This is a genomic window from Stutzerimonas kunmingensis, from assembly GCF_900114065.1.
Classification (GTDB): domain Bacteria; phylum Pseudomonadota; class Gammaproteobacteria; order Pseudomonadales; family Pseudomonadaceae; genus Stutzerimonas; species Stutzerimonas kunmingensis.
In genome coordinates this window covers 34,542-54,299 of record NZ_FORS01000013.1, presented here as the reverse complement: position 1 = coordinate 54,299, position 19,758 = coordinate 34,542, and the positions used below count along the sequence as shown (strand labels likewise).

Sequence of the window (19,758 nt, the reverse complement as noted above, 5' to 3'; positions counted from 1 at the left end):
AAAGTGGATGGAGGAGATAGACAACAGGATTTTTCGTTGGTTTAGCTGAAGCACTCCTGGGTCGCCGAAGCGCGACACAGATTCCAATAAACCGACCGCCAGGCCTCCACACCTCCCGCGCGCACGTTGCCTGACCGCCAGCCCGAGCGCTATATGCAAGCTTTTCTGGAGCGATGATATGCCCGACCCGCTACTGCCTTCCTGCTTCATCCTGCTTCTGGCGGGTGGCCGTGGGCAACGCATGGGAGGACAGGACAAAGGACTGGTCGAATGGCAGGGACGCCCATTGATTGCATGGTTGCATGAGACCGTTCAGCCATTGACAGACGACCTGCTGCTATCCTGCAACCGCAATCGAGCCCGCTACTCGGCCTATGCCGATCGATTGATTAGCGATGAAGAGCAGGGATTCCCCGGGCCCCTTGCAGGAATGCGCGGCGGTCTTGCAGCTGCTCGCAACGCCTGGATGCTCGTACTGCCGTGCGACACCCCGTTGATTGATCGCCCCTTGCTGCAGTTGCTCTACCAGACCGCGCTCGAAGAGCCAGACAGGCCAGTCATGCTGAGCTGCGAAGGCCAGTGGGAGCCCCTGTTCAGCATAATTCCCACCGGCCGACAGGCCGAAGTTGACGCTTGCTGGCAATCTGGAGAACGCAGCCCTTTGCGTGCACTTCTTCATCTTGGCGCCCGTGCGCTTGAGGTACACCGGGGCGACCCCCGCCTCGCCAACCTGAATACTCCGGAGCTGCTCAAGATCACTGGCTCGAGCGGAACTTCGTCCTAGTGGGTTTCGTCCCATGGGTATCGAACCCGCAGAAGGAATAGCGTCATGCAACCACGCATCATCCCCGCCCTGCTACTCGCGCTGGGCTTTACCGTCCTTGCCGGCTGCGCGAACCCCAGCGTGATCACGCTCAACGATGGTCGTGAAATTCAAACTCTGGACCATCCCGATTTCGATGACGAGTCGGGCTTCTACGAATATGAGCAAATCGATGGCAAGCCAGGCAAAGTGAACAAGGATCAGGTTCGCACCGTACGAGAACTCTGAGCCAGGTCGACCTTCGCACAAGATAGATCCTAGGTTATCTGCCGCGAAGGTCGATTGTTCCGCTAGCAGCTCGCAAAAGGCTGGTCGCCCCCCAAAAAAAACCTCCTAACACCTTGTGCAGCAAAACTTTTTCTGTAGAATGCGCGCCATCTTCGGAGCGTAGCGCAGCTTGGTAGCGCGTCTCGTTCGGGACGAGAAGGTCGCTGGTTCGAATCCAGTCGCTCCGACCATATCCCGCTGTTCAGCTAGCTGCTTAGCTGAACAAAAAACCGGCAAACATGCCGGTTTTTTTATGCCTGTAATTTGTTCAACATCACGTCGAACCCTGAAGAAAACTCACCACCTGCTCTGCCTCGAACGGCCAGTCCAATTCGGAGCCGGTATCGACGCGACGAAGCACCGGGATTCGCAAACCGTAATCTTCGACCCAATCAGGGCGCTCAGCGATATCGATCAACTCGACCAGCAGCCCATATTCGACCAAAGGCATGAGCACTTCCTCGGCCTGCTCGCATAGATGGCAGCCCAAGGTCCCGAACAGTTGGCATTCCGGTAACATCTGACGTTCTCGCAATGTTATGTGCTCGAATTCTAGCAAGCGTTATTCGGCGCGCCATTGATAAATGACTTCGGTCGGCAGACGCACCAGCAACAAAAATGTGAATTCAGCCTCACTCATCAGGCGATTATGCGATGGCCATTCGACTCAGCCCGAGCAAAACGCTAGGATGCTGCCACCCGCGGCGACGCAGATTGCCCGGCACTTTAACCGCCAGGCCGTTGTCTTGTGCAACTTTACGGGTCGTACGCGAATATCGCGCACTTGCACGATATGCCTGCGACCGTCTAGCACGTTGACTTGCGGGACTTGGCGACTAAAGTCTAAAGGTTGAAAAACCTCTGTAATGTTTTATTGCATGGCGCCGTAAAGAGCGACTTCAGAGCATCATCCAACGAGGAGAAATAAGAAATGCTCAAGACCCCCATCGCCCGGGGCGTGGCCCTCGCCACTCTGGGAGCAACACTGGCTATCCCAACAATGGCCCAAGCCGCCTTCATCGAAGACACCAAGGCTGGTCTGGAACTGCGTAACTTCTATTTCAACCGTGATTTCCGCGAGAATCTCAATACTGAGAACAGCAAAGCGGAAGCATGGGCTCAGGGCTTTCTGCTTCGTGTCGAATCCGGCTATACCGAAGGTACCGTAGGCTTCGGTGTTGACGCCCTCGGCCTAGTGGGAGTCAAGCTCGACTCTGGCGGCGGACGTACTGGCACTGGCCTGCTGCCGTTAGACTCCGGTAAGCCAGCAGATGACTATTCTTCGCTCGGCTTGGCCGCTAAGGCCAAAGTATCCGAGACCGTCCTGAAGGTCGGTACCTTGCAGCCGAAGAACATGGCAATCTCGTCGAGCGACTCTCGTCTGTTGCCGCAAACATTCCAAGGCGCACAGATCGTTTCCAAAGAGATCCAGGGCCTGACGCTGGATGGCGGCTATCTGAACCGCGCCAACCATCGCGACTCTTCCAACAACGAAGCACTGGCTTACGGCGGCAAGGCTGCGGCTGTAGGCGAAACCGGTATCGACGCCAGCGATGTGGATGATTTCATCTTCGCAGGTGGTAGCTACAAGCTGACCGACGATCTCACCGCTTCTTACTATTACAGTAATCTGGAAGAGGTCTACAAGCAGCACTCGACCAACCTGGTGCATGTACTTCCGCTGGGCGACAAGCAATCTCTCAAGACCGATTTGCGCTATGCTCGCTCTTCTGAAGACGGCTCCTCGAACGTCGATAACCGCGCATTGGGCGCGATGCTCACCTACTCACTTAGCGGCCACAGCTTTGGCCTTGGCTATCAGAAGATGAGCGGCGACACTGGCTTTGCATATGTCGGCGAATTTACAGATCCGTATCTCGTCAACTATGTCCAGATCAATGATTTCGCTATCGCTGACATGAAATCTTGGCAGGCACGTTACGATTTCAACTTCGCGTCTGTAGGCATTCCTGGCCTTACCTTCATGACTCGCTATGTAACCGGCGACAACGTCGAGCGTGGCGCAGGTCAGTCCGAAGGCAAGATCTGGGAACGCGACATGGACATCGGCTACACCTTCCAGGAAGGTGCGCTGAAGAACCTGAACGTGAAATGGCGTAACGCAACTGCCCGGGGCAATATTGCTCGCGGCAACAACGTTGACGAAAACCGCCTGATCGTTAGCTACACCATCCCGCTGATGTAAATAGCGGCTACTGCACTCGTTGCTGTAGACAGGAAAACCCGCTTCGGCGGGTTTTCTTTTTTTCCCTTGCCGTTATTGCCAGAACCACGCGATTGAAGCTGTCTACACGGCTCAACGAAGCGGGGAACCTTTAACGAGGCGCAATGCTCGAAACTTGAGGCAACGGGGCCTTTTGCCCCGAAGAATCAAGAGGAGCTGCGCATGTCTACCGAGTCCACTTTCGGCACCAGCGATAACACCCCAATTCCTGAAGGTCCCGCTGGGAGCACCCGCCCCCTGATCGATACGTCCGCCCATCGCCGCAACCTGCAAGCTGCGCAGAACGCACTGATCGAAGAGTTTCACACTCTGATCGGCGACACTGAGCGTCTGCTCAAGCACACTCAGGAAACCGCAGGCGGCCAAACCGAAGAGCTGCGCAGCAAGATCAACGCAAACATTGCCAAGGCTCGTGAAATGCTCAAGGAGCGGGAAGGCTCGATGCGCGAGCAGGGTCAGGCTGCCATCCAGTGCACCGAGGAATATGTACACACCCATCCCTGGCAATCGATCGGCATCGCTGCCGGGGTCGGCTTTCTGCTCGGTCTGATTTCACGCCGCTGATGGGAGAGCCAGCAATGGAAGCGAAGCCCGGCACCGAAGCCCCCAAGCCATCGCTTAAGAAGCTGGGCGGCGCATTCGTCGGCCTGCTCCAGGGGCACCTGGAACTTGTAGGCATAGAGGTCCAGGAAGAGAAAGCCCGAACCTTTCGGCTATTTCTCCTGGCCGGTATCAGCCTGATTCTCGGCCTGCTGATCCTGGTTGGGCTTTCCGCGGCTATCGTCATCGCCTTCTGGGAAACTCATCGCATCGCGGCGATTCTTACGCTATGCGCGATCTACGCAGTGGTGATGATCATCTGCGTGAGCCGGGCCGCTTCGCTCGCCAAACAATGTGCCGCACCGTTCCAGGCCACGCTTGAAGAACTGGAGCGCAACCGGGAGCGATTACTGCCATGAGCCAACCGTTGAGCACATCGAATGATCTGAGCATGCGCAAGGATCTGGTGCGACTGCGCATGGAAATGCACCGTCAACAGATGCTCTACCACGCGCAGCCCCTTTCACATCCACTGCAGCAGATGAAGAGCTTCGTAAGTTCGCGTCGAACATCCAGCGAACACAGTTCAGGCAAGGGACCGATGATGATCGCTGCGACGGTCGTACTCGCGCTGTTCGGACGCAGGATGGGGAAAATGGGAAAGCTGGCTCGCGTGGCGCTGACGCTGTATCCGCTAATCAAGGGTCAGCAAAAGCTGCGGGAAAAGCTGCACTAGCCCAGCCGCCTACCCTGGCTGAACAACACTGTACCCGCGGCCAACCGCGGGTAGGTCGCCACGCCTTCTGAATTGGTTATCCTTCTAATGCGCCAGCACCGATCAGCGATTCGGCAGTTGTGGTAGCTTTGCACCAGCCCGCTAATGGCAATACGGAGATGGTCCTTGGACTGGCACACACTGCTTACCCGCGAACGACTCGGCAAATCCGCCCACAGTAGCGACGAGTTGGGCCGCAGCCCTTTTCACAAGGATCATGATCGGATCATTTTTTCGGGCGCCTTTCGCCGGCTCGGGCGCAAGACTCAGGTTCATCCAGTTTCCAGCAACGATCACATCCATACCCGCCTCACCCACTCGCTGGAGGTGAGCTGCGTAGGCCGCTCACTCGGTATGCGTGTCGGTGAAGTATTGCGCGATGACATGCCAGAATGGTGCAGCCCGGCCGACCTTGGCATGATCGTCCAGTCGGCCTGCTTGGCCCACGACATTGGCAATCCGCCCTTTGGCCACTCCGGCGAGGATGCTATCCGCTGCTGGTTCCAGCAGGCCGCAGGGCGCGGATGGCTCGACGATATGAGCGACGCGCAACGCGCGGACTTTCTCAACTTCGAAGGCAACGCACAGGGATTTCGAGTGCTTACGCAACTCGAATACCACCAGTTCGACGGTGGAACGCGACTGACCTACGCCACCCTCGGCACGTATCTCAAGTACCCCTGGACTTCACGCCATGCAGAGGCGCTGGGGTACAAGAAGCACAAGTTCGGGTGCTATCAGAATGAGCAGCCGCTGCTCGAGCAGATCGCACAGAAGCTGAACCTACCCAACGTCGCTGAGCAACGCTGGGCTCGTCATCCTCTGGTTTATCTCATGGAGGCAGCAGACGATATCTGTTACGGCCTGATCGACCTGGAAGACGGCCTCGAGATGGAGCTGCTGGAATATTCGGAAGTCGAAGCGCTGTTACTGGCTCTGGTGGGCGATGACATTCCCGAAACCTATCGTCAGCTGGGCCCAAGGGATTCAAGGCGGCGCAAACTGGCCATTCTGCGCGGCAAGGCGATCGAGCACCTGACCAATGCCGCCGCCGATGCCTTTGTCGAGCAGCAGAGCAACCTGCTTCGTGGTGAGTTGCACGGCGACCTAGTCGAGCATATGCATGGTCCGGCCAAAGAGTGCGTACTGCAGGCAAAGGCGATGGCGCGGGAGAAGATTTTTCAGGACAAGCGCAAAACCCTGCACGAGATAGGCGCCTATACCACGCTGGAAATACTGCTCAATGCATTTTGCGGCGCAGCACTGGAACAACATCGCGGCGGTACCCCCTCGTTCAAGAATCAGCGGATCCTCGACCTGCTCGGACGCAGCGCGCCCTCGCCCGAGCTACCGCTCTACCAGTCGTTCCTGCGCATGATCGACTTCATCGCAGGCATGACCGATAGCTACGCCACGGAGATGGCCGGCGAGATGACCGGCCGCTCCAGCCCGGTTTGACCCACATGAAGCGCCTGCTGCGGCAAAGCATCCACTGGCACCCCGCGCGCCCCGCCTGGGGCGCTGCCATGGTGGCCGGCTTTGGTTGCGCCTTGCCGTTGCTGCTGGGGCTTTTCAGCGGCCATCCCGGCTTCCTCTGGGCAACAGTCGGCGCCTTTCAGGCGGCCAAAGCCAACCCACTTCATCGCTTCGGCATGCTGCGCATGCTGTTACTCATCGCGTTGGGCGCCGGGAGTGCCGGACTGGGCTTCTGGTCGGCGACTCATCCATTGATCAGTCTCGGCCTGTTCGCCTTCTACGGCCTGCTGCTGGCCTGGTTACAGCGCTACGGCAGCGAAGCGGGAAAGCTCGGTATCGGTTTGGCGATCTGCCTCTGTCTCGGCCAGGGGCAGCACGGCATTGGCGATTTCAACAACCCATACGCCATAGCCTTTCTTTTCGCGCTCGGTGGGCTCTGGGTTACCTTGCTCGCCTTCGGCCTGCGGGGGATGCATGGGCTGCGCATGTGGCCATATATGCCGCGGCTGATGAGCATCCTGCGGGTGCTGCGCAGGCACGCTCGCCGAACGCCGATCCGGCAATGGCGTGTGCACGCCCTGACCTACATCCTGGCCGGAGCATTGGGTGGGGTAATTGTGAATATGGCTGAGCTGCCAAGAGGCTACTGGTTAACGCTGGCGGTATTCACCACGTTGCAGATGGATCTGGAGCGGAGCCTGGTGCGAGCGCTACAGGCCAGCCTGGGAATATTGGCGGCTGCGGCCATACTGATCTACATTGGCCACGGCCTGGCCGACCCGCCACTGATGGTGATGATCCTGCTGCCGCTTATCGTGCTGGGCAGAGCGTTTCAGGCGAATCACTATGGGCTATTCGTCCTGCAGACCACGCTGCTGTTCCTGCTGCTGGCAGAGACGCTGGCCCAGGACTGGAACCTGCCGCAGATACGGCTCATCAATGCTGCCATTGGTGTAGGTGTGGCGCTATTCATCGCAACACTGATGCACGTATTGCAGATGCTGCTGGCCAGGCGTTCGCGCAGGAAGGCCCAGCGGGCAGCATCGCAGCGATCAGACGAAGAGACTACTTCTCAGCCCTGATCGGGTTTTCCGGATACCACACGTCCATCAGCGGGCTGACACTGTACTCAGCCAGCTCGCCGCGGCCTTTCAACCAGGCGTCGACCTTTGCACGCTGCTCTTCGCTGACCGAGCCACGGCGGCCAAGGCAGACAAAACCGTAGTCTTCACCACCGATATAGCCGAGTTCATTGGCTTCCATCGCTTCGCTGATAAAAGCTTCGAGGAAGTCGTCCACAGCCTTGCTTTCGATACCTTCGCGGTAGGTGAGATTGACCTCGAAGCCGAGCTCCTGGAACTCATCGACACAGAGTTTCTTGCGCAGGCGACGCGAACGATTGGTAGCCATTTGGGGGCGATCCTTTTTCTACTTGATGACGGCGCGCACTCTAACAGCAACCCCGCGCCAAGGCGATGACCGACAGCAGCGGTTGAGCTCATCGCAGCCTGGTGCGCATCTGTCTTTGCAGTAACCTGTGTACCGCAGCTACGCTTATCGGATAGAGGCACGACGCCTCTACAGCACGGGCATAATGGCCCGCATTCGTTCCCTAAGAGCAGTGGGAAACACATGCCAAATCAAACCGCCAGCAGCCCCCTGTGTTTGCCCAGAGGCGCTCGTACGATGAGCTCCATCCTCCGCGGCATCACCTTAGCCATCTTCGCCCTGCCCTTGACCCTGCCAGCCCAGGCCGCCGGGGTGAACCAGACACTGCCACCGCGCGTCGAACAGGCACTGAAGGCCAACAAGATCAGCAGCGACGCACTGTCCGTAGTCATGCTGCCACTAACCGGTGACGCCGCGCCGACGTTCGTCAACGCCGACGTATCGGTCAACCCCGCCTCGACCATGAAGCTGGTTACCACCTACGCCGCCCTCGAACTGCTCGGCCCCAACCACCAGTGGAAGACCGAGTTCTATGCCGACGGCCCGCTGGTGGACGGCACCCTCAACGGCAATCTCTACCTCAAGGGCGGCGGCGACCCGAAACTGAACATGGAGAAGCTCTGGCTGCTGCTGCGAGATTTGCGTGCCAACGGAGTCACCAAGGTCACTGGCGACCTGGTGCTCGATCGCAGCCATTTCGTCCAGCCCGACCTGCCTGTCTTCGATGACGACGGCAATGACAAGAACAAGCCCTTTCTAGTTGGTCCCGACTCACTACTGGTCAACCTCAAGGCGCTGCGCTTCATCGTCCGCAACGATGGCGGAAAGGTGAATATCGCAGTCGAGCCTCCGATCGCCAGCATTCGAATAGACAACCGGGTCAAAGCGCTGCCCGCAGGCAAATGCCCAGGCTGGCCGGACGTGCTCTACAACCCGGTTGCGGATGGGGATGGCGTGACCGTCGTGGTCACCGGCAAACTCGCCGACGGCTGCAGCGCACAGACCTACCTTTCACTGCTCGATCACCAGCGCTATGCCGCCGGCGCGGTGCGTGCTATCTGGGCCGAGCTCGGCGGCAGCATTCTCGGCATCGACCGTGTGGCCCAGGTGCCTGACAAAGCAAGACTGCTGGCGAGGGCCTATTCGCCGGATCTCACCGAGATCATTCGCGACATCAACAAGTACAGCAACAACACCATGGCCAAGCAGCTGTTTCTGAGCCTCGGCGCCGAATTCCGTAACGAAGCGGATGCCGATGACGCCAAGGCTGCACAGCGGGTCATCCGCCAGTGGCTGGCCAAGAAGGGGCTCATCTCGCCGCATCTGGTGATCGAAAACGGCTCCGGGCTTTCCCGCGCCGAACGCGTCAGCGCACGCGAGCTGGGGAGCTTGCTGCAGGCCGCATGGCGCAGCCCTTACTCGGCCGAGTTCATTTCGTCGATGCCATTGGCCGCCGTGGACGGCACCATGCGCAAGCGCCTGCGCAATACACCTGTCGCCGGCAAGGCGCACCTCAAGACGGGAACCCTGAACACCGTGCGCGCCATCGCAGGTTACAGCCGTGACGGCGACGGCAATGTCTGGGCAGTCGTGGCGATCCTGAACCATCCCCGCCCATGGGGCGCAGCCTCGATTCTCGATCAGGTGCTGGTCAGCCTCTACGGTCAGCGCAACCAGAACACCGCACAACGCTGATGGTGACTCAGGCAGGCCGAACGGCCCGCCTATATCACCGGATGGTCACCGCGCCTGGAATTTCCAGGCGCGGTGGATCCGGGGGTTACGACGGAAATCCTCGTCCAGCGTTGCGCTGCTGATTTCCTCTACGGCATAGCGGTCGCTCAGGCTGGCATCCAGCACGAATTTGCGGAAGTTGTTGGAGAAATACAGGGCTCCGCCCGTCGCCAATCGAGCCATCGCCAGATCGAGCAGCGCCTGGTGGTCCCGCTGTACGTCGAATACACCTTCCATACGCTTGGAATTGGAGAACGTCGGCGGGTCGATGAAGATCAGGTCGTACTCACCACGGTCTTCTTCCAGCCAGGCCATCACGTCGCCCTGTTCCAGGCGCTGGCGATCCGAAAGGCCATTCAACGAGAGATTGCGACGCGCCCAGTCCAGATAGGTTTTCGACAGGTCAACGCTGGTGGTGCTGCGCGCACCGCCCTTGGCTGCATGAACCGTGGCGGTTGCGGTATAGCAGAACAGGTTGAGGAAACGCTTGCCGGCCGCTTCACGCTGAATGCGCAGGCGCAATGGGCGATGATCGAGGAACAGGCCGGTATCCAGATAATCGGTGAGATTCACCAGCAGCTTGACGCCGCCCTCGGTCACTTCAAGAAACTCGCCCTGACTGGCCTGACGCTCATACTGACGCGTTCCCGTCTGGCGCTCGCGGCGCTTTACCACCACCTTCTCGCGTGGAATGCCTAGTGCTTGCGGTATGGCAGCCAATGCATCGAGCAGGCGCACCTGGGCCTTCTCCGGATCGATGGAGCGCGGCGGCGCATACTCCTGCACGTGCACCCAGTCACCGTACAGATCGATCGCCAGGGCGTACTCAGGCATATCCGCGTCGTATAGCCGGTAGCATTCGATACCTTCACGACGCGCCCATTTGCCGAGCTGACGCAGATTCTTCTGTAGGCGATTGGCGAACATCTGCCCGCCTTCGCTGAGGCGTGCCTGCTCGAACGGCGCCTGCTGCTGTAAATGTTCCTCATGGCCGGCGCCGCGCTGACCGGTCACGAACTGATCCAGCTCGACCTTGATCAGCAGCAGCTTGCACGGCAGCGCACCGTTCCAGAACGCGTACTGCTTGTGACTGCGGATGCCCATGCGCTTGCCGAGATCCGGCGCGGCGGTGAATACCGCGGCTTCCCAGCCCAGGCAGGCCTGGCGCAGGCGTTCGCCGAGGTTCTGGTAGAGATAGAGAAGGCTCGCCTCGTCGCCGAGGCGCTCACCATAGGGCGGATTGCAGATCACCAAGCCCTTCTGATTCTGGTCCGGGCGCGGCTCGAAGTCGCCGACATCACCCTGGTAGACCTTGATCCAGCCGGCCAGCCCAGCGCGTTCGATGTTGTTGCGTCCCGGCTGGATCAGCCGCGGATCGGCTTCATAGCCGCGAATCCATAAGGGCGGCTTGGCCAAGCCAACCTCTGCCCGTGCCTGAGCTTCGGCATGCAGTCGCGACCACAGCGCGGGTACGTGCCCCAGCCAGGCACTGAAACCCCAACGCTCGCGCTTGAGATTCGGCGCGATGTCCGCCGCCATCATCGCCCCTTCGACAAGAAAGGTGCCGACGCCGCACATGGGATCTGTCAACGCGCCACCAGCAGCGGCAATTCGTGGCCAGCCGGCACGCATCAGGATCGCGGCAGCAAGGTTTTCCTTGAGCGGCGCTGCACCCTGCTGCAGTCGATAGCCACGCTGGTGCAGGCTGTGCCCGGAGAGGTCGAGCGAAAGCACCGCTTGCCCCTTGTCGAGGCGCAGATGCACGCGCAGATCAGGATCGAGCTTGTCGATGCTGGGTCTCTCGCCAGATGCGGTTCGCAGCCGATCCACGATGGCGTCCTTGACCTTGAGCGCACCGAAATGGGTGTTGTCGATGCCCGAGCCACGACCACTGAACTCCACTGCCAGGCTGCCGGCAGGCTGCAGATGGTCAGCCCAGTCGACGGCGTGAACCCCTTGGTAAAGCGTCTCGGCGTCTACAGTGGGAAAACGGCTGATCACCAGCAGCACGCGATTGGCCAAGCGCGACCATAGGCAGAGCCGGTAGGCCACCTCCAGCGTACCGAAGCCGCGAATCGCGGATGTCTGCTCGCGACTCTCCTCCAGTCCAAGCGCGGTGGCTTCCTCGAGCAGCAGGCCTTCGAGTCCCTTGGGACAGGTCAGGATCAGTTCATGGCGGTCGGTCATGGAATTTCCACAAAAGGTGCTTCGGACCGTCGCGACCCTTTCGTCGGAACAGGCCCAGCAAAAAAATTAGAAAGAAGTTACAAACATCATGGTTGCATCATGCAGAAGTGGCCAAGCAGTGCACTTCGCATCCCTTGCCCTTTCAGGCTTATGGGTAGAACCATAGATTCGTTACCTACTTATGACAAAACGATCATTCCAGCGTCTTCAGCATTGCGTTAGAACTCACCTCAGGCCGACATCGCAATGGTGCCGGCGAAGCGTGCCACGCCGGCAGCGCGCTTCATTGGCAGTCTATCTGCCCGGTCTCGCCACGAGGCCACAGGAACACCAGTCAACCACTGAGGGCAATACCCAATGAGAAGACTCAAGCGTGATCCGATGGAACGAGCATTTCTACGCGGTTATCAGCACGGCATACATGGCAAATCTCGCGACCTCTGTCCTTTTTCCCATCCCAATGTTCGCCAAGCCTGGATTAACGGCTGGCGGGAGGGTCGCGGCGACAACTGGGATGGTCTGACCGGCACGGCCGGTCTGCATAGACTCAACGAACTTCACGCGGTCGGCTAATTCACCGATCCACCCGACTTGATATAGCGCGCCCTACCCGGGCGGCGGGCTAGAAGCCCAGGGGCTCCAACAGGAGCCCCTTCCGGGCAGTCATCAATGCGCTTGTGAGCGCAGCGCCGCGATGGCATCCACCGCCTCGCGGATCAAAGCCGGCCCCTTGTAGATGAAACCCGAATACAACTGAACCAAGCTGGCACCCGCCTCTATCTTTTCTGCCGCGTGCCTGCCCTCAGTGATGCCACCTACCGCAATAATCGGCAGCCGCCCGCCTAGAGTCTGTGCCAGCACCCTGACCGTGTGCGTGCTCTTCTCCCGAACGGGCGCACCAGACAGGCCACCAGCTTCGTCAGCATGAGCCAAGCCGGCAACGCCTTCTCGGCCAAGGGTAGTGTTGGTGGCGATGATCGCGTCCATCCCGGCCTGGAATACCGCCTCGCCTACCAAAGCGGTTTCTTCGTCGGTCATGTCCGGGGCGATCTTGATCGCAAGCGGCACACGCTTGCCGTGCATGATCTCGAGGTCCTCACGACGCAGCCGCAGCGCATCGAGCAAATGCTTGAGCGAGTCGCCGAACTGCAAGCTGCGCAAGCCAGGTGTATTCGGCGAGCTGACGTTGACGGTGACATAGCTGGCGTGGTGATAGACCTTGTCCAGGCAAAGCAGGTAGTCCTCCTCGGCGCGCTCGACCGGGGTATCGAAATTCTTGCCGATGTTGATACCGAGAATGCCCCTGAACCTCGCGGCCTCTACCCGAGCCAGCAGCGCATCGACGCCGTGATTGTTGAAACCCATGCGATTGATGATCGCCTCGGCTTCGGGCAGACGGAATATCCGTGGCTTGGCATTGCCTGGCTGCGGGCGCGGCGTGACGGTTCCCACTTCGATAAAGCCGAAGCCCAGCTGCGACATTCCGCGAATGGCCTCGCCGTTCTTGTCCAACCCTGCTGCCAGGCCCACCGGATTGGGGAAATCGAGCCCCATCACCCGAACAGGAAGACTTGCCGGCGCTTTGCCGAGCATTGCATTGAGCCCGAGACGGCCACCGGCGCCAATCAGCTCGAGGGAAAGTTCATGGGAAGTTTCCGGAGATAACTTGAACAACAGCTGGCGGGCCAGGTTATACATACGCAGCCTAAAGGTCTCGGTAAATGTGGACGCGGAGTATAGCAGCCCGAGGGGGCGTCAGCCGCTGCCGCCAGTGAGGAAATACAGAGGTCGAGCGCACCGGCCGACAGGTTCACTGCAGACGGCGCAAACGCAGCAGCTGCCCCTGCTCGGCAAATTCGAGCTCGAAGGAACCATATACCCCTTCGTGGGTCAGAAACGGGCGCAGATGATGCGCCGGCAGGCTGACTCGCGTGCCGTCGCGACTTCGAATCAGGACTCGATTCGCATGGCCCTGGTAGACCGCCTTCATTCGTTCGGCGGAAAGCGCGATATCCAGTACCAGATTTGGCATGGAGGCTCCTCAGTGATCTATTCAGCGATATTGCCACATCGACACGCGATCTTTGTCCAAGGCTGTGACGCAGGACAGCGCTACGGGTGGCGCAAAGCCCGTGCGCAAATGACACAGGTCTGCCACACTTCGGCCGTAGCCCTGAGAGCTCAAGCATCATGATGAGCCTGCCCGAGCCAATGCCTTCACTGACTTCTCAAATCGCACGACTTGCGCAACGCCTCGGGCGGCGCTCCAAGGCTTCGCTTCCCATTCAGGACCGCGCCAGCAGCCTGCAGCTGCCCTTTTCCCGCCTGCCCGAGCCTGAGCCAAGTATTTTCTGGAACGATGGCCCCTGCCTGCAACGCTTGCTGGAGCTGCCCCGTGGTGCACTCTCTGGTCCGGTGCAGGAAGACAAGGCCCGTGCCCATGCAGCGCTGACTCGCCTGATCAGCAAAGAATGCACCCGGGCACGGCTCGACCTGCGGCAGATCGACGGCTTCGGTGGGCAGCGCAAAAATGAACCGAGTTACCCGACCTTCGAGGCCTTTTCCAGTACGGCGGGTTGTCGGCAGGTACGAATCATCAGCTACAAGGATTTTCTTAGAGCACTCGGTACCGCCTTGCCCGGCTTCGACACGGGGGCAGTGATCGATGTTCGCCAGGCCAGCTGGCTCGGTGAGCGGATTTACTGGGCAGGCGAACACCATCTGGAAGCCTTCGCCTGCGCCGTGGCCTACGCGCGCCTGCGCGGCCTGGAAGTCATGCTGCCGGCGGAGGTCACCGATTACCGCCTCGACCGCTCTGGTGTTCACGCACTGGACGCCGAATACCACGCCGTGACGATGCCTGCCCAGGCCTGGAGCGACCGTGAATTCATGGCCATGCTCCTCGACAGCCATGTTCCCTATGCTCGCTTGACGCTACTGCGCGATGCCAGCAATTCCGAGCTGCTGTTGCTGGAGAAGCGTGACCCCACAGCCAATGCGATTGGCGAGGGGCTTAAGCTGGCAGGCGCGCCGGACCTGATCCGCTACCTTCGCGATCTGCCGCAGATCACTCGCTTCAAGGTCGGACTGCCTGCGCAGGACTGAGCGTTTATCGCCACCGACTCCCTGCGCAGTAAAAATCCATCCGCTCAAAAAAACGCACCGCCCAAGGGCAGTGCGTTTTTTCGTGGCGCCGCATTAATGCCGCGGCCTCTCCCGCGGACGGATCGTCCACGGAGGAAGCCGCAAGACGTCGTCAGCCATGCCCTACCGACTGTGCCAGCCCTTGCAGCTCGCGACTGGCGACTGCGTAGATGGCATAGTCGTTGCCGCTGGCACCGCGCAGCTCAGCCAGCATCGCGCGCCAGCGCTCCAGCAGCACTGGCCGCTGAGACAACCAGGCGTCGACCCGCTCGCTGATCGCCTCCGGACCGTTCTCCATCTGCAGCACCGATACCGTGATGCTGCGCTGCTGTGAGTCGAGGTCGTCGCGGAAGCTCTCACGTGCCAGCGCCTGCCAGTTATTGGCCACCGGCAGGTTAGTCAACAGGTGCAGATACCAGGGAAGTTCCAGCGCACCACCGACGGCGAAGTAGGTTGCCGCCACCTGCGCAGGTACCTGGCCGGTTTCGTCAGCGGCCTCGAGAATCGGCAACAGTGTGTACAGATGGCTGGTACCGGCCACCATGCGCGCCAGCAGCTCTGGCACCCCGGCTTCGGTGTACCGCTTATAGCGCTCCTGCCAGCGGTCACGTGTCGAGCCTTGCAGCAGTTCATCGAGCTTCAGACCGAGGGCAGCGACCCGCGGACCAAAGTGCGCGACGTCACGTGCGGCATCCAGCTCGCTACGACGATTGCGCAGGAACCAGCGCGTCGCGCGGCGGCCCAGACGCATCAGCTCGTCCATCAAGGCCAGCTGCAGTTCCGCCGGCACCTTGTGATCCAGCGCCTCGATCTGCCGGAACCAGTGAGGCAGATGGAAGATGTCGCGCACGATCACGTAGGCGCCGGCGACGTTCGCCGCACTCATGCCCGTCGCCTCGTTCAGGCGCTGAACAAAGGTGATGCCCATGTTGTTGACCAGATCGTTGGCGATCTGGGTAGCAACGATTTCGCGCTTGAGGCGGTGCTGCAACATGGCGCCACGGAAGCGTTCGACCAGCTGCTGCGGGAATGCGGTTTCCATCTCCCGCGCGAGGTAGTCATCGTCCGGCACACGGGAATCCAGCAGTGCCTTCTTGAGCTCGATCTTGCTGTAGGAAATCAAAACCGACAGCTCCGGCCGGGTCAGTCCCTTGCCGATGCTGGCGCGCTCGGCCAAGGCGTCATCGCTGGGCAGGAACTCGAGCGCGCGGTCGAGCTGCCCCGCCGCCTCCAGCGCATTGATCAACCGAACATACTCGGCGGCCCGCTCCCGCGAGCGATGCTGCGCCTGGGACAGCGCCTGGGTCTGCTTGTAGTTGTTCTGCAGCACCAGCTCGGCCACCGCGTCGGTCATTTCGAACAGCAGTTGATCGCGCTGCTTGGCGGTCATGTCGCCAGCGCTGACCACCTCGTTGAGCAGAATCTTGATGTTCACTTCATGATCCGAGCAATCGACGCCGCCGGCATTGTCGATGAAGTCGGTATTGCTCGATCCGCCATGCAGCGCGTACTCGACGCGTCCCAGCTGGGTCATGCCGAGGTTGCCGCCCTCGCCCACCACCTTGGCCCGTAGATCGGCGCCATTGACCCGCACCGCATCGTTGGCCTTGTCGCCGACTTCGGCGTGGCTTTCGCCGCCGCTCTTCACATAGGTACCGATACCGCCATTCCATAGCAGGTCCACCGGTGCCTTGAGCAGCGCGTGGATCAGCTCGGCTGGGGTCAGATGATCCGCCTCGATGGCGAAGCGCTCTTTCATCTGTGGCGTGATCGCGATTCGCTTGGCCGAACGCGGGAAGATGCCACCGCCTTCCGAGATCAGCGACACGTCGTAATCGGTCCATGACGAGCGCGGCAGGTCGAACAGGCGCTTGCGCTCGATGAAACTGCGCGCAGGATCGGGATTGGGATCGATGAAAATATGCAGATGGTTGAACGCGGCCACCAGCTGCAGGGTTTCGGACATCAGCAGACCGTTGCCGAACACATCGCCAGCCATGTCGCCGATACCGATGACGCTGATCACGTCGGTCTGCACGTTGATGCCGCGCTCACGGAAGTGCCGCTGCACCGAAACCCAGGCGCCGCGCGCGGTGATGCCCATCTTCTTGTGGTCGTAGCCTGCCGAACCGCCCGAGGCAAAGGCGTCACCGAGCCAGAAGTCGTATTCGGCGGCGATGCCGTTGGCGATGTCCGAAAAGCTCGCGGTGCCCTTGTCCGCAGCGACCACCAGATAGGGATCGTCACCGTCATAGCGCAGTACATTGGCGGGCGGAACGACCTCGCCTTCATGAAGGTTATCGGTGATGTCGAGCAGGCCACTGATGAAAATGCGATAGCAGGCGATCGCTTCGGCCTGAATATCATCCCGCGTGCCACTGGTAGGCAGACGACGCGGCACGAAACCGCCTTTCGCGCCGCCGGGAACGATTACCGCATTCTTCACCTGCTGCGCCTTGACCAGGCCGAGCACTTCGGTGCGGTAGTCCTCTTCACGGTCGGACCAGCGCAACCCTCCACGGGCCACCTTGCCGCCGCGCAGGTGCACGCCCTCGACCCGTGGCGAATAGACGAAGATCTCATACATCGGTGCCGGGCGCGGCATCTCCGGGATCGAGCGCGGATCGAGCTTGAAGCTGAAATACGACTTAGGTTTGCCGTTGGCATCCGGCTGATAGAAGTTGGTTCGCAGGGTGGCCTGAATCAGCGCCAGATAGCGCCGCAGAATCCGGTCCTCGTTGAGTACCGCCACATCATCAAGCGCTGTGAGAATCGCCTGTTCCAGCCGTTGCTGCTTGTCTGCCAGATCCTCGTCACCGAGCTTGCGCGCCAGGTAGAAGCGCATCTTGAACAGCCGCACCAGCTCGCGGGCGATATCCGTGTGGTTGAGCAGCGCGCTGGCGATATAGCCAAGGTCGAAGCCCATGCGAATCTGCTTGAGATAGCGCGCATAGGCGCGCAGCAGCGCCACTTCCCGCCAGGCCAACCCGGCGGTCAGCACCAGACGGTTGAATCCATCATTCTCGGCAAAGCCGCCGTAGATATGGATGAACGCATCCTGCAGCGCCTCGTTGATCTCCAGCAGGTCGATTTCCAGACCTTCGGCATAAGTGAAGGCGAAGTCGTGTATCCAGTACTCACGGCCGCCTCGGTCACGCAATCGGAACGGAAACTCGCCGAGCACCCGCAGCCCCAGGTTCTCCATGATCGGCAGGATGTCCGACAGCGGCAGCGGTGTATTCAGGTGGTAGAGCTTGCAGTGCAGGCGGTTCTCTTCAGCCGTGATCGGCTGATAGAAGCTCATCACCAGCGGGCGTTCCTCGCTGAGGTCGAGCACATGCTGCATGTCGACGGTGGCCGATTGCGGCGAGAAGCGCTCGCGGTAGCCAGCCGGGAAACCTTTCGGAAACTCGCTGAGCAGATGGGTGCCCCTGGCCTCGCCGAAGCGCTCGACCACCAGGCTCTGGTAATCGTCCTGCCAAGTACGGCATGCCTGCAGCACTTCCTGCTCCAGACGCACCGTATCCACCTGCAGCGCGCGGCTGGGGTCCAGACGCAGGATGAACTGCACGCGCGTCAGCACCGATTCGGAGAAATAGGTGGAGAACTCGCAGTCGCTGGCTTCGAGCCGCTCCTGCAGCACCTGCTGGATTTTCAGCCGTGTCTCGGTGGAGTAACTGTCACGCGGTACGTACACCAGGCAGTAGCAGAAACGCCGATAGGGGTCGAAACGCAGGAACAGCCGCAGCCGATTGCGTTCCTGGATCTGCACGATGGCGATGGCGTTTTCGAACAGCTCGTCGATCGGCGCCTGGAACAGCTCGTCACGCGGCAGCACCTCGAGAACCTGCACCAGCTCCTTGGCCAGATGCGCGGAGCTGCCGAAATTGGCGCGCTGCACGACCGTCTCGACCTTGCTGCGGATGAACGGGATGCGTCGCACGCTCTGGGTGTAGACCGACGAGGTGAACAGGCCGAGGAAGCGGCATTCGCGAACCACCCGCCCCTCGTCATCGAACTCGCGCACCGAGACGAAGTCCGGGTAAGCCGGGCGGTGCACGCGGCTGGGCATGGCCGCCTTGGCGAACGACAGCAGCAGTGGCTCACGCAGGTAGCTGACCGACTGACCGGTGAGCGACTGCTCCTCCTCGGAAAGCCCGGTGCGCATGCTGCGCGACAGACCCAGCAGCGAGCTTTCGTCATAGACGATGCGCCCGCCGTCGGCCTGTTCCTGCACGGAGAACTCTTCGTAGCCGAGGAAGGTGAAATGGTCGTCCGCCAGCCACCGCATGAAGTCGCGGATCTCTTCCAGCTCATCACCGTCGATGCTCAGGTTGACCTGCTCCAGACGCCCTTGCAGCTCGACCGCCTTGCCCTTCATCGCCGCAAAGTCACTCACCACCTGACGCACATCAGCCAGCACACCCAGCAGTGACTGCTCGAGCTCGCGCAGGGCCGTCGGGCTGGCGCAGCGATCAATCTCCACGAAGATCAACGATTCGGCATGGCTGTCAGCGGCGCGCTCATCCTTGGGCAGCAGCTCCAACAAGCTGCCATCGGCCCCGCGACGCACCTGCAGCACGCTGGTTTGCAGGGTATGGATGCTGTAGCCGCGGCGCGTCAGCTCCATGCGCACCGAATCGACCAGAAACGGCATGTCCGGATGCAGCACCTCGACCACGCTGTGGGTCGATTGCCAGCCATGCTTCTCGAAGTCGGGGTTGAATACCTGCACCTCGGGTTTGGCGGGATCGAAGCGCTCCAGCAGGCGCCAGCTGGCCAGTGTCGAGCCGACCAGATCGCTCATGCGCCGTTCGGTGAGTTCGGGCAGCGCGACGATGCCGAAGAACTGTTCGGCGAACAGGCTCAGTTGCGGCAGGATTTTCGGGTCTACGTGTTGCGCTAACGCTGTCTGCAATTGCTGCTGAAAGTCGGCCTTGCTGGCCGCTGAAAAGAACGCCATGTATGGCTCCGCTTGGCTTGCTGGGGAAAGAGACGTCGGTAGTGACTGACGGCACAGGACGAAGGTTCAAGGTTAGTCTAGTCGAGGGTTAATGCAGTAAAGTGGCGCTTCTCCTGCAGTCGCCTGCGACTGTCTGTAGCAGCCAATAGCAGCCG

At 60.4% G+C, this 19,758-nt stretch carries 17 protein-coding genes and 1 tRNA gene; 12 read left to right on the top strand and 6 right to left on the bottom strand.

Features of this window, described 5'->3' with window-relative positions; all coding sequences use genetic code 11:
- Nucleotides 1-178 precede the first annotated feature (178 nt).
- From mobA to BM275_RS20510, 3 genes are all read left to right on the top strand, one after another.
- Nucleotides 179-784: a molybdenum cofactor guanylyltransferase MobA gene (gene mobA / locus BM275_RS20520; protein ID WP_090523280.1), complete on the top strand. Its 606-nt coding sequence runs from the start codon at nt 179-181 to the stop codon at nt 782-784.
- Between the two features lie 45 nt (nt 785-829).
- On the top strand, nt 830-1,051 hold the full coding sequence (locus tag BM275_RS20515; RefSeq protein ID WP_003298350.1) for a YgdI/YgdR family lipoprotein: 222 nt from the start codon (nt 830-832) through the stop codon (nt 1,049-1,051).
- 153 nt (nt 1,052-1,204) lie between these two features.
- Nucleotides 1,205-1,281 (top strand) — tRNA-Pro (locus BM275_RS20510).
- Between the two features lie 83 nt (nt 1,282-1,364).
- Here the strand turns inward: BM275_RS20510 and BM275_RS20505 are convergent.
- Nucleotides 1,365-1,610, bottom strand: coding sequence for a glutaredoxin family protein (locus tag BM275_RS20505; protein WP_042925093.1), 246 nt, complete (start codon nt 1,608-1,610; stop codon nt 1,365-1,367).
- A gap of 411 nt (nt 1,611-2,021) precedes the next feature.
- Between BM275_RS20505 and BM275_RS20500 the strand changes: the two genes are divergently transcribed.
- From BM275_RS20500 to BM275_RS20475, 6 genes are all read left to right on the top strand, one after another.
- On the top strand, nt 2,022-3,296 hold the full coding sequence (locus BM275_RS20500; protein ID WP_090523278.1) for an OprD family porin: 1,275 nt from the start codon (nt 2,022-2,024) through the stop codon (nt 3,294-3,296).
- Nucleotides 3,297-3,497: 201 nt separating this feature from the next.
- Nucleotides 3,498-3,899 (top strand): ElaB/YgaM/YqjD family protein, encoded by a 402-nt coding sequence (locus tag BM275_RS20495; protein ID WP_003298345.1) that lies wholly within the window; start codon nt 3,498-3,500, stop codon nt 3,897-3,899.
- 14 nt (nt 3,900-3,913) lie between these two features.
- Nucleotides 3,914-4,294, top strand: a complete 381-nt coding sequence (locus tag BM275_RS20490) for a phage holin family protein (protein WP_090523275.1) — start codon at nt 3,914-3,916, stop codon at nt 4,292-4,294.
- Nucleotides 4,291-4,611: a hypothetical protein gene (locus BM275_RS20485; RefSeq protein ID WP_023445188.1), complete on the top strand. Its 321-nt coding sequence runs from the start codon at nt 4,291-4,293 to the stop codon at nt 4,609-4,611. Before BM275_RS20490 ends, BM275_RS20485 begins: the two co-directional genes overlap by 4 nt.
- A 165-nt stretch (nt 4,612-4,776) precedes the next feature.
- Complete coding sequence (locus BM275_RS20480) at nt 4,777-6,108, top strand: deoxyguanosinetriphosphate triphosphohydrolase (protein ID WP_090523273.1); 1,332 nt, start codon at nt 4,777-4,779, stop codon at nt 6,106-6,108.
- Nucleotides 6,109-6,113: 5 nt separating this feature from the next.
- Nucleotides 6,114-7,208 carry an FUSC family protein gene (locus tag BM275_RS20475; RefSeq protein ID WP_090523271.1) on the top strand — a complete coding sequence of 365 codons (1,095 nt, stop codon included), beginning with the start codon at nt 6,114-6,116 and terminating at the stop codon, nt 7,206-7,208.
- On the opposite strand, the gene BM275_RS20470 is transcribed toward BM275_RS20475, so the two are convergent.
- On the bottom strand, nt 7,192-7,536 hold the full coding sequence (locus BM275_RS20470) for a YggL family protein (RefSeq protein WP_090523266.1): 345 nt from the start codon (nt 7,534-7,536) through the stop codon (nt 7,192-7,194). The genes BM275_RS20475 and BM275_RS20470 overlap by 17 nt on opposite strands.
- Nucleotides 7,537-7,812: 276 nt before the next feature.
- Here BM275_RS20470 and dacB point away from each other — a divergent pair, with 276 nt between their 5' ends.
- Nucleotides 7,813-9,270: a D-alanyl-D-alanine carboxypeptidase/D-alanyl-D-alanine endopeptidase gene (gene dacB, locus BM275_RS20465; protein ID WP_042925075.1), complete on the top strand. Its 1,458-nt coding sequence runs from the start codon at nt 7,813-7,815 to the stop codon at nt 9,268-9,270.
- A 45-nt stretch (nt 9,271-9,315) separates the two neighbouring features.
- On the opposite strand, the gene rlmKL is transcribed toward dacB, so the two are convergent.
- Nucleotides 9,316-11,496: a bifunctional 23S rRNA (guanine(2069)-N(7))-methyltransferase RlmK/23S rRNA (guanine(2445)-N(2))-methyltransferase RlmL gene (gene rlmKL, locus BM275_RS20460; protein ID WP_090523264.1), complete on the bottom strand. Its 2,181-nt coding sequence runs from the start codon at nt 11,494-11,496 to the stop codon at nt 9,316-9,318.
- A 357-nt stretch (nt 11,497-11,853) separates the two neighbouring features.
- Here rlmKL and rmf point away from each other — a divergent pair, with 357 nt between their 5' ends.
- The gene (rmf, locus tag BM275_RS20455; protein WP_003280740.1) at nt 11,854-12,069 is read left to right on the top strand and encodes a ribosome modulation factor; all 216 of its coding nucleotides are present in this window, start codon (nt 11,854-11,856) and stop codon (nt 12,067-12,069) included.
- 93 nt (nt 12,070-12,162) lie between these two features.
- On the opposite strand, the gene BM275_RS20450 is transcribed toward rmf, so the two are convergent.
- Both BM275_RS20450 and BM275_RS20445 read right to left on the bottom strand, forming a co-directional pair.
- Nucleotides 12,163-13,194, bottom strand: a complete 1,032-nt coding sequence (locus BM275_RS20450; protein WP_090523261.1) for a quinone-dependent dihydroorotate dehydrogenase — start codon at nt 13,192-13,194, stop codon at nt 12,163-12,165.
- A 112-nt stretch (nt 13,195-13,306) separates the two neighbouring features.
- Nucleotides 13,307-13,528, bottom strand: coding sequence for a DUF2835 domain-containing protein (locus BM275_RS20445; RefSeq protein WP_090523259.1), 222 nt, complete (start codon nt 13,526-13,528; stop codon nt 13,307-13,309).
- Nucleotides 13,529-13,686: 158 nt separating this feature from the next.
- Here BM275_RS20445 and BM275_RS20440 point away from each other — a divergent pair, with 158 nt between their 5' ends.
- Nucleotides 13,687-14,601, top strand: coding sequence for a DUF6685 family protein (locus tag BM275_RS20440; RefSeq protein WP_090523256.1), 915 nt, complete (start codon nt 13,687-13,689; stop codon nt 14,599-14,601).
- 151 nt (nt 14,602-14,752) lie between these two features.
- On the opposite strand, the gene BM275_RS20435 is transcribed toward BM275_RS20440, so the two are convergent.
- Nucleotides 14,753-19,603 (bottom strand): NAD-glutamate dehydrogenase, encoded by a 4,851-nt coding sequence (locus BM275_RS20435; protein WP_090523254.1) that lies wholly within the window; start codon nt 19,601-19,603, stop codon nt 14,753-14,755.
- Between the last annotated feature and the right edge of the window lie 155 nt (nt 19,604-19,758).